Source organism: Bradyrhizobium sp. (assembly GCF_049691595.1).
In the GTDB taxonomy this organism is placed as follows: Bacteria; Pseudomonadota; Alphaproteobacteria; order Rhizobiales; family Xanthobacteraceae; genus Bradyrhizobium.
The window spans coordinates 1-12,780 of record NZ_JBAVNZ010000405.1 but is presented as its reverse complement, the minus strand read 5'-3'; the positions used below and the strand labels follow the sequence as shown (position 1 = coordinate 12,780).

Annotated in this window: 7 protein-coding genes and 2 pseudogenes; 4 read left to right on the top strand and 5 right to left on the bottom strand. The window is 59.5% G+C overall.

The window, feature by feature from the left end:
- From WCE35_RS17365 to WCE35_RS17355, 3 genes and pseudogenes are all read right to left on the bottom strand, one after another.
- A pseudogene (locus WCE35_RS17365) lies at positions 1–473 on the bottom strand (hypothetical protein); the annotation flags it as partial.
- A gap of 173 nt (positions 474–646) precedes the next feature.
- A complete protein-coding gene (locus tag WCE35_RS17360; protein WP_424594560.1) occupies positions 647–1,060 on the bottom strand; it encodes a hypothetical protein in 414 nt (137 codons plus the stop codon).
- A gap of 453 nt (positions 1,061–1,513) precedes the next feature.
- Positions 1,514–3,496 (bottom strand): sigma-54-dependent Fis family transcriptional regulator, encoded by a 1,983-nt coding sequence (locus WCE35_RS17355; protein WP_424594559.1) that lies wholly within the window; start codon positions 3,494–3,496, stop codon positions 1,514–1,516.
- Positions 3,497–4,316: 820 nt separating this feature from the next.
- On the opposite strand from WCE35_RS17355, the gene WCE35_RS17350 reads away from it, so the two are divergent.
- Positions 4,317–6,323 carry an adenylate/guanylate cyclase domain-containing protein gene (locus tag WCE35_RS17350; RefSeq protein WP_424594561.1) on the top strand — a complete coding sequence of 669 codons (2,007 nt, stop codon included), beginning with the start codon at positions 4,317–4,319 and terminating at the stop codon, positions 6,321–6,323.
- A gap of 9 nt (positions 6,324–6,332) precedes the next feature.
- Here WCE35_RS17350 and WCE35_RS17345 read toward each other — a convergent pair whose 3' ends face one another.
- A complete protein-coding gene (locus WCE35_RS17345) occupies positions 6,333–6,800 on the bottom strand; it encodes a YHS domain-containing (seleno)protein (RefSeq protein WP_424594558.1) in 468 nt (155 codons plus the stop codon).
- Positions 6,801–7,240: 440 nt separating this feature from the next.
- Here WCE35_RS17345 and WCE35_RS17340 point away from each other — a divergent pair, with 440 nt between their 5' ends.
- Positions 7,241–8,842 (top strand): alpha-amylase family glycosyl hydrolase, encoded by a 1,602-nt coding sequence (locus WCE35_RS17340; RefSeq protein ID WP_424594557.1) that lies wholly within the window; start codon positions 7,241–7,243, stop codon positions 8,840–8,842.
- Positions 8,843–8,866: 24 nt separating this feature from the next.
- On the top strand, positions 8,867–9,874 hold the full coding sequence (locus WCE35_RS17335) for a glycosyltransferase family 4 protein (protein WP_424594556.1): 1,008 nt from the start codon (positions 8,867–8,869) through the stop codon (positions 9,872–9,874).
- 92 nt (positions 9,875–9,966) lie between these two features.
- Here WCE35_RS17335 and WCE35_RS17330 read toward each other — a convergent pair.
- Positions 9,967–10,188: pseudogene (locus WCE35_RS17330) on the bottom strand (TOTE conflict system archaeo-eukaryotic primase domain-containing protein); the annotation flags it as partial.
- Positions 10,189–10,473: 285 nt separating this feature from the next.
- On the opposite strand from WCE35_RS17330, the gene WCE35_RS17325 reads away from it, so the two are divergent.
- On the top strand, positions 10,474–11,583 hold the full coding sequence (locus WCE35_RS17325) for a Fic family protein (RefSeq protein WP_424594555.1): 1,110 nt from the start codon (positions 10,474–10,476) through the stop codon (positions 11,581–11,583).
- The last annotated feature ends 1,197 nt before the right edge of the window (positions 11,584–12,780 follow it).

The window sequence follows — 12,780 nt, the reverse complement described above, 5'->3', positions numbered from 1 at the left end:
GTCTCGAGCCGCGGACGGACCGGCGGCGCATAGGAGGCAATCCCGCCTCCGCCACGCGATACGCCGGAATTCGCGGCCGCATAGGAATGTTGCGCCCCGACCGCCGCCGGCGGCAAGGCCTGGGGCTGGTATTGCGTCTGCGGCAGCGCATAGGAGGCAATCCCGCCGCCACGCGATACGCCGGAGTTCGCGGCCACATAGGAATGTTGCGTCCCGACCGCCGCCGGCGGCAGGGCCTGGGACTGGTATTGCGTCTGCGGCCCCTCATATGGCGGCAGTTCACGGCGCTCGACCGCGGGCGCGGGCACCAAGCCGGTGGCTTCGGGCTGCGAGGCAAAGGGATTGGAGTACTGATTCTGCGACAGGCGCGTCGACATGTCGGCGCTGCAGCCGGCAAAACCAACCGCCATCAGCGTCAGCACCGCGACCTGCGGCGCGCGACGCCAGCGAAGCAACTCGGCGACACGGGACATGGTTACTCACTCGTACGCAACAAAATACCGTTTTGAGTAAACACGTCCCGAGTAAACAACCGCTTAACCCCCGGGTAAGCCGTTGGCGGGAAAGCTAATCCGGATTCTACCGCTCTCGGGCGATACCCGGCAGCGTGGGCAAGAACGCCCACCAACTCCTTGCGCGCGGGCCGTTAATCGATTTGGAGCTTCCGCACGTTCAGATAGCTAAAAGTGAACAAACCGGTGATGAGCGCCTGCGCGATCCAGACCGGGACTGTCGTCAAAACCGGCAGAAAGCCGGCGCGTACCGCGACGATCTCGTTCAACACCAATCCAGGAACAACCGGAAGCAATGTAATCAGCAGGACGCCCTTTCGCTCAAGCGGCTTGCGATCCGCCCATAGGAGGAGCGCGGTCCAACCCAGCATCAGGGAGGCGCCCATCCCCATTGCGTAGCGGTACTCGATGCCGGGATGAAAGTTCTGCAGGCCGCTGGTCGCAGCGAACAACTCCGGGGAGAGCATCGACAGGGCAGCCAGCGTATCGAGGATCGCTCCGGCCCAATAGCTTATCCGGAGCCATCGAACGGCATCATTCACTCCCATCCTTTTTCTCCGGTTCAGGCTCGTGAGGCGGCTAGTCCAGCGTTTCCGAAGTTCGAATCATATCGGTTGGTTGTACCATCACCAGCAAACGTCATTCCGGGGCGCGTGTGACGCGCGGAGCGCGGCATGCGCGAGCTTTGATGTGCAATTGCACATCAGAGAATCCATAACCACCGCACGGGGCTATCGATTCCGGGCCTGCACGCCGACCGGCTATCGCCGGCCAGCGCACATCCCGGAATGACGAACGATGGGGCAACTCCCATAAGACAGGTTTCATGGAATCGATCGTCTAGCGGTGGATATTCGCAAAGTAGTTTTGAATTGCAGCCAGGCAATCCGTCATTGGCCGCCAGCGACGTTCAAGCGCCGGCGGCCATCAGGGTACGCCTCAACGGGGCTCGAATGCGGTGCGTCCCTCGCGGGCTTGGTGCTCAAGGCTGGCGTTATGCGTCAGTCCGCGGCAGCTTGAACCCGCGCCGTTGCGGGCAGGCTTGCCTCCGGAATTCTCCGTCCCAGTGACCGATAGATCGTGTTTCTCGAGACGGCGAGACGCCGCGCGGTTTCGCTGATATTTCCGCCGGTTTCGCCATAGACCGTCAGTATTCGCGCGCGCTGGATCTCATGCAGCGATCCTGCCGCCGTTGCCGCGGGCTGGCAATCGACCGCTTCCGCGCAGGCCTCGTCGATCAAGCCATCGGCCATGCCAAGGGTGAGGCGGGCCAGCATGTTGCGCAGTTCCCGGATATTGCCGGGCCAGGGACGCTGGACCAGTCGTGACAGGGCCGCCGCCGTGATCTCGCAATCCGGATCGATGGAGCGGAGCAGGTGGCGTGCGATCGCATCGATATCGCCGCGATCGCGCAGGCGGGGCAGCGTCACCTCGAGGGTGTTGAGCCGGTACAGCAGGTCAGGACGAAAACGTCCTTCGGCAACGGCCCGATCGAGGGTGGCGTTGGTGGCCGACACCAGGAAGATATCGACCTTGGTTGCCCCACCTCCCACGGGTCGTACCGTCCAGTCGTCGAGCAGGCGCAGCAGCACCGCCTGCAGCGCGAGCGGCATATCCCCGATCTCGTCGAGAAACAGCGTGCCGCCGTCGGCTTCCCGGACCAGTCCGGTAGCTCCGCCGCGCCGCGCCCCGGTGAACGCACCGTCGGCATAGCCGAACAGTTCGGCCTCGATCAGGCTGTCGGGGAGGGCGGCGCAATTGACGGGGACGAAGGCGCCGGAGCGTCCGCTGGCGGCGTGGGCGTAGCGGGCAAGTTGTTCCTTGCCGGTGCCGGTCTCACCGCGAATCAGGATCGGCATGTTGCGTACCGCCGCGGTCTCGACCCGCCGGACAATGGCGCGCATCACGGGATCGCTGGCGACAAAGCTGAAGGTCGGACTCCCCAGTTCGCTCCCGGACGGCCGAGATTCCCGCGTCATGCTTTTCCGGGGGCGCGACGAACCCGCGGTCTCGCGGCGTTCAATTTCCGGCGGCAACTTCTGAATGTCGCGATCGGCGAACGGCGAGCGCGGCCGTGCCTGCAGCACCAATATGGCGCCGATGCCCGAGGTCTCGTTCCTGACCAGTTCCAAACTCGCGTTCGGAAGCAGCTGTTTCAATCTAACCGGCCATTCATCGAACGGAAGCGTCCTCAAAAAGCCGGTTGGTGCACCGTCGTCACTGCCGCGACCGTTGTTCCCGACAATACGCAGGGCGCGCTCGGTGGCGTGGAGGATCGCGCCTCGACGGTCGAGCACGATGCACTCGTCATTCAACCGTAGCGGCCTCCTGGCGAGGAAGCGACACAGCAACTCTTCACGCTCCTGTCGGATCGACTGTGCCAGCACGCTTTCCACGTGATGGCCGACGGAGACGGCCAAAGCGAGGCTCTGCGGATTGAAGGTGCGTGCCGGGCCCGATATGTCGACGATGCCAAGCAGTTGGCCGTCACTGGGATCGTGAACCGGAACCGCCGCGCAGGTCCATCGCTGCACCTCGGTACAGAAATGCTCGGCGCCATGAATCTGCACCGGTTTGGATTCGGCGATCGCAGCGCCGATGGCGTTGGTGCCGATGTCGGCCTCGCTCCAGCGCCCGCCATGTTCCAGATGAACCGTGCGACCGGCGTCAATCACCCGGTCATCGCCCTGGGTATCGATGATCAACCCGGTGGGATCGGTCAGGATCATGATTGAATTCGCATCGCGCAGGAATGTCTTTGAATTCTCCAGCGCGCACCGGGCGGCATGACGGAGCGCGGCGTGCTTGGTGCGACGACGAAACAGTTCGCCGTCTTCGACCAGCGGTGCCCGCGCGCGGTCGATCGTGACCCGATGGTTTCTGGATCTCTGCCATGATGCGGCGACCGACGATCTCAGATCGGCGGACAGGGCGCCGCGCTCGACGAACTTCTCCCACGCGGCTCGCACTTCCCGTTGGTCCATTTCGGCTCCTCCAACGTGACGAAACCCGATGCCCGCGGTGGACGGGCCTCGCTATCGATCACCCGTTGCGGATCGCCTGCCGCAGTGGTCGTCGTTAAGGCGCAACCTTGAATTTTCCGCGGCCATCCGAACAGGAGGCCTAGATCAAGTCGGAAATTTGTCAGGCGCTTTCGTTTTGATGACGAGCCGTATCATCGCGGCAAACAACCTATCCAGCGTTCGCTTCCCAGACGTTCCAGCAGGTTCTATCAGGCCGCTGATGGATACAGCTTATACTTGTTGCCGGGTGACGGAAAGCAGGAGTCTGCGGGTCTTGGCCTGCGGAAGCGGCCATCGTGCCTGCCGTGTTCCCCTGAGTTTCGGTTTGCCGGCTGAGCTGCAAAATCGCCGGAATGCCTGAAATCACAGGCGTTCTCGGAGATGGCGACGGTGCGGGCCCGCAGGTGCGGTGCAGCATCCGCCGCTTGATCTGGTCAAGCGCGCGCTCTTTCCGGTTTGCAACGCCGGGGCGACAGGTTTGCCGATCGCACAATACGTCTTGCGTATCAGCCTCGACGCCTGACCGGAATTGGCAAGCAGGTCGAGAACAGGGACCTTTCAAGATTGACAGGGAATCCAGTTTCATTGGTGGGCCTGCCTGGATTCGAACCAGGAACCCGACCGTTATGAGCGCAGCACTCTCCCGGGAAGTTCGAGCAAATCAGCGTTTGCCGATCAAGATCATTCACGTCTGTACGGGTTTGTTCACGGGGTTTCTGGCGGATAACTGGTGGCGGACCAGGCATCGGCTGACATTGCCCCGATAGGGCGAAATCTATCGATGCTTTGTCTCTCGGTCAGGGCGTCGCTCTCTTGTTGCAAAGTCGAATGGTACCGTAAACACTTGATCACCGGTATGATAGGGATTCCAGAACGTTGGAAGGCTCCGACTTTGCCTGGTCACCAAAATGTCGAACGTAAGCTAGCGGCCATTCTGGCAGCTGACGTCGTTGGCTATAGCCGAATGATGGCTGCGGATGAAGTTCGAACTCTTCAGGCCCTCAAGGCACATCGTAAGGTTCTTATTGATCCGACCATCGCGGCTCACGGTGGAACCATCGTCAAGACCACGGGCGATGGACTTTTGGTCGTTTTTGGAAGCGCGGTAGATGGCGTTGCCTGTGCAGTCGCCATTCAACGAGGAATGATCCAACGTAACTCTGAGGCGCCTGACGACAAGCGGTTCTTGCTGCGCATTGGTATCAATGTCGGCGACGTGATTTTTGATGGAAAGGATATATTTGGCGACGGTGTCAATATTGCTGCCAGACTGGAAACTTTGTGCGAGCCCGGCGGCCTTTGTATTTCGCATACCGTCAAGGATCAGATCGGAGAGAAACTTCCGCTGGCCTTTGTGGACTGCGGCGAGAAGACCGTTAAGAACATTCCAAGACCCCTGCATGTATTTGCGATGTCCCCGCAGGCTATTTCCAGCGGCCCGGATATTCCCCCGGGGAGCACACGCGAGCCGCGCCGACCGGCGCGCACTTATGCAATTGCAACGGTCGCGATAGCCATTGCCGTCGCTGGTGCAATTGGGTGGGGACAATTACATCGTTCCACTCCAGTTCCGCAGGCGTCATCAGGCCCGCCGGCGCCCGAGAATGCCGCCCCGCAACGTGTTTCCATTGCGGTTTTGCCGCTTCTTTCCCTTTCTGCCCCCGCTCAAGATGATTACTTTGCGGACGGTCTCACGGAAGATATTATTTCGGCGCTCGGACGCTTTTCGGACATGTCCGTACGCTCGCGCAATTCGGTTTTTGCGTACAAGGACAAGTCGCCGCGACCCGAGGAAGTCGGCCGGGATCTGAATGTACGCTACGTCGTGGAAGGCAGTGTACGCCGGAATCCCGAGCGAATTCGCGTTGCAATTCGCCTTACCGAAGCCGCGCACGGAAACCTCGTCTGGTCGGAGAATTATGATGCCTTGCCAAAGGACATTTTCAGCGTCCAGGAAGACATTACGCGTCGTATCGTGGGCACGCTCGCGGTTCGGATATCATCACTGGAAGCCGCACGGGTCGCAACCAAGCCCCCGAGCAGTCTCGAAGCCTATGATCTGGCGCTGCGCGGGCGCAGTCTTTACGCGCGGGCGACGCGTACGAGCGTTTCTCAGGCAAGACCATTGTTTGAAAAAGCGATCGATCTCGATCCCAAATACGTTTCCGCCTACGTCGAATTGGGTTTCGTTGAACTCAAAGCGGTGACGGAGGGGTGGACGTCGAATCCCCCGGATGCGGTACAGCGGGCTGAGGCTCTCGCCGCCAAGGCGATCACCATCGACGAAACCAGCGCCGGAGGCCATGCGCTTTTGGGCGCAGTCCATCTGCGGCGTGGAAATTACGACCGCGCGCTGGACGAATTGAGGCGAGCGGTGGCGCTGAATTCGAGCGACCCGGAAAGCTACAACTTTCTCGGGGCCGCGTTGCTGTTTACTGGAGATTTCGAAGGCGCGATCAGAGCGATTGAACTCTCCTCCGAGTTCCAGCCGAGCCTCTCGGCGACGACATTCTTCAATCTCGGGGCCGCTTTGCTGCTGAGCGGGCGCGCAGAAGACGCGATACGGACGTTTGAGCGTTCAACAGAACGCTATCCGGGAAGTTCTTTCCCCAATGCCATGCTCGCTGCCGCATATGCCGTAGCTGGCCGGACGGAAGATGCTGCACGCCAGGCTTCCGAGGTTCGTCAGCGGTTTCCCTATTTCAGCAGCTCGAATTTCGGATCCCAGTTTCGAAACCCTGAAGATCGCGAGAAAATAGCCTCGGCCCTGAAAAAAGCCGGCCTGTAGCGCGACGGCTCATTTGGCTTCGTGGATTTTTTTCCAGTTCGCATCAGCCGTGTCAACGATGACCGACGCATTTGCGTTGAATTTTCGGGCGCCCTCTTTCGCTCCAAACACGTATAACTTTCCATTTGAAATGGACCAGGCTTCAGGGTCAGCTTCTGCCGTGTTCCCTGCAGCCAGAGTAATTGCGCAATAGCCTGCGTACTGGGGTGCGTACCGTTCCGGATCGGCAACAAACTTCGCCATATGCTCAGCTGATTTGAACCGGTACACAGCATCGTCGAAATCGAACGAGAATTGAGGCGAGCCTTGCTCCGGACGTCCCGGGTCAAAATAGGAAACCGGGTCATACCCACCGAGTGCAACTCGCTTGCTCGAACCGGGCTTGGCTTGCTGGGCTACAGCAATTGGGCTCCTCGCACCGACACCGCTAATGGAGGCCGCCAAAATCAAAATTTGTCGCCGAGATAAGTTGCTCATCGAAGTGTCACCAATTCCGACAACGTTCGAAGTAAACAGTAAACATAGTTTAAGGTGTCACATCCTAACAGCGGACGAGGGCGCCAGATACACATTTGTTGTTTCTCGTTGCGATCGTTTCTGGTGCGAAACTGGTGCGGCTACGCGAACCCGCAGTCAGCGGGGCGATTGGCTGCCCCTCCACCGGCATTCGCGAAGCCGCGCAAGTCGGAACCCCGCTTTTGTGCGCAAAGCGCCCGCTCATCGGCAACCAGTTGAGCCGGTTACCGGGGTACAGGACTTGCCGGCCGAGCTTGATCTCCAACGAGTTTCATCGACAGCGACGACAACGTGGGCGTATCCTTTCGATCGTCTTTCCCTTACCGGTGGAGTGAGGTGGTGATGTTCGCCGATGCTGGAGCCTTGCTGCGGTCTACCTTCATGCCAAAGTCGCTGTTTGAATGACCGCGCTCTGGTGGCAGGCGTGTGTGATCTATCATGTCTACCCGAGGTCATTTCAGGACACTAACAATGACGGCATAGGCGACCTCAGAGGGATAGAACGACGGCTCAATTATCTTGTCAGTCTTGGGGTCGACGCGATCTGGATCTCGCCCATGTACCCGTCGCCGATGGTTGATTTCGGCTACGACGTCGCCGGCTATTGTGATGTAGATCCATGCTTCGGTACGCTGGCCGATTTCGATCGCCTGCTCATCCAAGCCCATCGGCGGGGGCTCAAGGTTCTGCTCGACTTCGTGCCTAACCACACATCCGACCACCACCCCTGGTTCGTCGAGAGCCGCGCTTCGCACGAAAACCAGAAAAGAAACTGGTACATCTGGCACGACCCGGCAGCCGACGGCGGACCACCCAACAACTGGATCAGCGATTTCGGTGGCTCGGCCTGGGAATGGGACGGGACAACCGGACAATATTACTACCACGCCTTTCTGAAGGAGCAGCCAGACCTCAACTGGCGTCATCCAGATGTGCGGGCGGCAATGTATGATGTGATGCGTTTCTGGCTCGACCGTGGCGTCGATGGCTTCCGTATCGACGTGCTGTGGCACTTGCTCAAGGCCGCGGACTTCCCGGACAATCCGCCCAACCCGGCCTATCGACCCGAAATGGGTGAAATGCACCGCCTGCTTCAACTCAACTCGACAGACCAGCCCGAGGTGCACGCGATTGCCGCCGAGATGCGTGACATCGCGGACAGCTATGGCGCAAAGGGACAGGGCGAGCGGGTTCTGCTTGGCGAGATCTACCTGCCAGTCGATCGCTTGATGCACTATTACGGCGGTGAACGTCCGGGGGTGCATCTCCCCCTCAATTTCCAGCTCATCGACACGCGGTGGGAGGCGCGCTCCCTGGCGACGTTGATCACCGACTATGAGGCAGCGCTTCCGCCGGATGGCTGGCCAAACTGGGTGCTCGGCAACCACGACCGACCGCGGGTTGCCACCAGGCATGGTCAGGCCCAGGCCCGCGTCGCGGCGGTGTTGTTGCTGACGCTCCGCGGCACGCCCACGCTCTACTATGGCGACGAACTGGGATTGAGCGATGTCGCGATCGAACCATCCCAGATTCGGGATCCCCGCGAGTTGCGTGAGCCCGGTTTGGGGTTGGGCCGCGATCCCGTACGGACGCCGATGCCGTGGGATGCAACCGAAAATGCCGGTTTCACCACGGCCAAACCGTGGCTGCCGCCCAATGCCGACTGGCCGACGCGCAATGTGGCGCGGATGACGGATGATTCGCAATCAATCCTGACACTTTATCGTCGGTTACTTGGTCTGCGACGTGATCACCTGGCACTGTCGATCGGTGACTTCGTGCTGTTGAATGTGGAAGACGAGTTACTCGCTTACGAGCGCCGGTACGACGCGGAACGGCTCATTGTGGCGCTCAATCTCGGCGGACAGCCGCACCGACTGCAGTTGCCGGATTGGGCGCGCGACAGCCGGTTGCTTCTTTCCACGATCGAGGATGCGGCGCTGGTCGAAGGCGGCGCCGTCCTGCTACGGTCGAACGAGGCTGTCGTGCTCGAGGCCCGATAGCGCAAAGCAGAGAAGGATGATCGCTTGCGTATCGCCATGCTGGCGCCGATCTCCTGGCGTACGCCGCCGCGCCATTACGGCCCCTGGGAGCAGGTGACAAGCGTCTTGACCGAGGCGCTGGTGGCGCGCGGTGTCGACGTCACCCTGTTCGCTACAAGGGACAGCAGGACGACTGCCAAACTGGATGGCATTTGCCCGGCGCCCTATTCCGAGGATCCCTCGGTCGACGCAAAAGTATGGGAGATGCTCCACGTCGCCCATGTCTTTGAGCGGGCTGGCGAGTTCGACCTTATTCATAACCATGCCGATTTCGTACCACTCGCCTTCTCACGGCTGGTCGGGACCCCGATGGTGACAACAATCCACGGTTTCTCGTCCGAGCGCATTCTGCCCGCCTTCAAGGAATACGAAAATCGCGTCCACTATGTCGCAATCAGCAAGGCCGATCGCCATCCGGACTTGCGATATGCGGCAACGATCCACCATGGCATTCCGATGGAGGACTTTCCGTTCGATCCTCATCGCAGCGAAGATTTGCTTTTCTTCGGCCGCATTCATCCGGACAAGGGCGCGGCCGAAGCGATCGCGGCCGCCCATCGATCCGGGCGGAAATTGATCATGGCCGGCATCGTCCAGGACCAGAACTATCACAATGAAAAGGTAGCGCCCGCACTCGACGACCGGTCTGTGGTCTATCTGGGCCCGGTCGGCGGAGCGGTGCGCGCCAGGACTCTCGGCGCCGCGCGCGCGCTGCTTCACCTCATCAATTTCGATGAGCCATTCGGCCTGTCGGTCGTGGAAGCGCTGGCCTGCGGAACGCCGGTGATCGCCTGCAATCGCGGATCGATGTCCGAACTGATAGATGATGGCGTGACCGGATTTCTGGTCGACAGCCTCGACATGGCGGTGGCTGCGATTGATCGTATCGGCGAAATCGATCGCGCCGCGTGCCGCGCCGCGGTATCCGCACGCTTCACCGTGGATATCATGGCCGATCGATATTTGGACCTGTACCGATCGATCCTTGGCTGAACCGGAGCTTGCTGGAAAGTCGGCACGCGACGCAGTCCAGCCGTTTCGTGCGACGAGCCCGCCGAATCTGCGATCGAAGGGCGAGGGGCCTTTTCGCAAATCCCACGCTGCCATTCATTCGCACAGGCAGGTGCGTAGCCGCTGCGTCCCGTCGTGCGATTCTCCCAACGGATGGGGAAGACATCCGAGCGGCCGCGGAAAAGCCGGCAAAACAGAGCAATCTTCTTTTCGATTGCCGAATTCCGGTCGATGGAATCGCCGGCTTTTGCCGAAGGGACCACTTTGACGCGCGCGGGCTCCTCACTCAGTGCCATTCGCAGGGTGTTGATCTTAGCTAAGATCTCCGCGCGTTCGCGTTCCAGCGCCATTAGCTGCGCCGCGAGTTCGGCAATTCTGTCGTCCATTTGCGTCATCGTGAAGATTGGCTTGAGCCAACGTTATCCAACATCAGCGTGACGCAAATTTGCTTCACCCGGTAGCTGCGCGGAAGCCGCCGATTTCGTCGAGGCCGCCTAAATCGGGACCCGTGAGCTATAGAGTTCATTGCTATAGCTCATGTTTTATGTAATTATGAGCTATAGAGGGGATGACTATAGCTCATGAGCTGGAACTGGGAAAAGCCGGATTGGCCGAATTTCACTTATGATTCAACGGCTTTGGAGCCACTGGAAAAGCGGTTCCTGCTCCAGTCCGGAGAATTCATCGGCGCTTTCAAACATATCGGGGCCGATGATCGGGATACCCTCAAAATCGAGCTTATCAGCGAAGAGGCCGTAAAAACCTCCGAAATCGAGGGCGAGATCCTCAACCGCGACAGCGTCCAATCGTCACTGCGCCATCAGCTTGGGCTGGGAGCAGAAAGGCCGGGCATTACACCGGCTGAACGCGGCATCGCGGAAATGATGGTCGATCTCTACCGCAGCTTTGCGGACGCACTTACCGACAAGACGATGTTCGACTGGCACCGCATGTTGCTGAGCGGCGATACATCCATCCAGGTTATTGGCGGCTACCGGACGCACACCGAAGCAATGCAAGTCGTCTCCGGCCCGATCCATAAACCCACGGTGGATTTCGAGGCTCCGCCGTCCAGCCACGTGCCGGACGAGATGAAGCAGTTCGTCACTTGGTTCAACGATACTGCCCCCCGAGGCAAGGCGCCGTTGTCGCCGCTGACGCGCGCCGGTATTGCCCATCTGTACTTCGTGTGTATTCACCCGTTCGAAGACGGCAACGGCCGCATCGGCCGTGCCCTCGCGGAAAAATCCCTCGCGCAAAATCTTGGTCAATCCAGCCTGATTATGCTCGCCTATACGATTGAGCGGAAGCGTAACGATTATTACGCCTCATTGGAGCGCAACAACAAAGAGACCAAGATCACAAACTGGCTCGAATATTTTGCGAACACGATTCTGGAGGCCCAGAACAACACCATCAAGCGTGTCGATTTCTACGTCGCCAAGGCCAGGTTCTACGAGAAGCATCGCGGCACGCTCAACGAGCGTCAGGAGAAAGTCATCGCCCGGATATTCCGCGAAGGCATCGATGGCTTCAAGGGAGGCTTGAGTGCAGAGAACTATATCAGCATAACCGGAACGTCCCGTGCTACCGCGACAAGAGATTTGCAGGACCTAGTCGAGAAGGGCGCATTGACCAGGACCGGAGAGCTGCGTCACACCCGGTATCACCTTGATTTGACCAAGCCGTAGTGAAACTGCGGCCAGACTCGACGGTGATAGCGGCAGACTTGATGATCTTGTCCCACTGCGTTGGTTCCTCGTCGATAAACGTCGGCTACATTGGGGTAGCGGTCTCGGAAGTATCGACGACCATTGATGAGCCGTACGATGAAGCAGGCACGCAGCACGGTTTGTCCGTTTCAAGCGATAAGACCGCCGAATGCACGATTGTGAAAGAGAGGCCGTGGTCAGATCGAACGTCGAGCGTTAGTTTGCAAGCCGCTGAGGTATGGCAATGAGCGACGAAGGGTGGCGTTTCCGGAGCGGTGGTGAAATTGGATCTGGTAAGCATGATTCCATTGGTGGGCCCGGCAGGACTCGAACCTGCAACCAGACCGTTATGAGCGGCGGGAAATCGAACAGGTTCGTTGATTTTGCTGTGCTTTTATTCGATTTTGGTCGCGTTCGTTGCGTTTCGATCAGGTCGTTTCTGGTGCGAAACTGGTGCGGTGACTCCTCGCTCGTGGTGAGGAGCCGAGATTGGCATCCATAAATCTCTCGCTGGCTTCTCATGAGTGACGCAGCTGACTCTTAATCAGCGGCTCTTTCGGAATTTCTCCTGCCCGCGATGGTCTGGCAGTAGTCAACAGCGGTCGAGTAACGGGCAGCTGTGTACGTCTGCTCGCGCCTAATCTACACTCTACGCGCTGATAGTGGGAGAAACGGCAGCGCCTTCTTGTTCGGTCGGTGTGTGAGCGGCCCGAGACATAGGTGACATTTCGTACCGGACATGGGAAAGGCGGTAGCGCTCCCCTGACTCGAACCCCCGACACGTCTCAGGATGGCCGTTGGTTCGCAGTCGCCGTTCTGGCAAAACTGACCGCCTCCAGCCCATGGATGAGAGGGGTGAGGGCGTCGACCTGGGTGCTTCTCCCAATTCGGACATGCGGGAAAAGCCATTGCGGTTCAATCGCGCTTCGAGCTGCCTTTTGTCCGAATGGGCCTTGAAAGTATTCAGCCGCCGAAACTCTTCCAAGCTGAATACGAGGGTTCGATTCCCTTCACCCGCTCCAAACCAATGTCTCGTCGCTTGAGGGCTCCGGGGCCAAAAAACGTCAGCCCGTTTGGATGAACTTCGCCCAGGGGCCAAAATCGTCGGCGTTGGCCAGCCGTCCGATCTTGCCGATCTCGCGCCACAGCGCCCTGGCACAATGGCACATTGAAAGC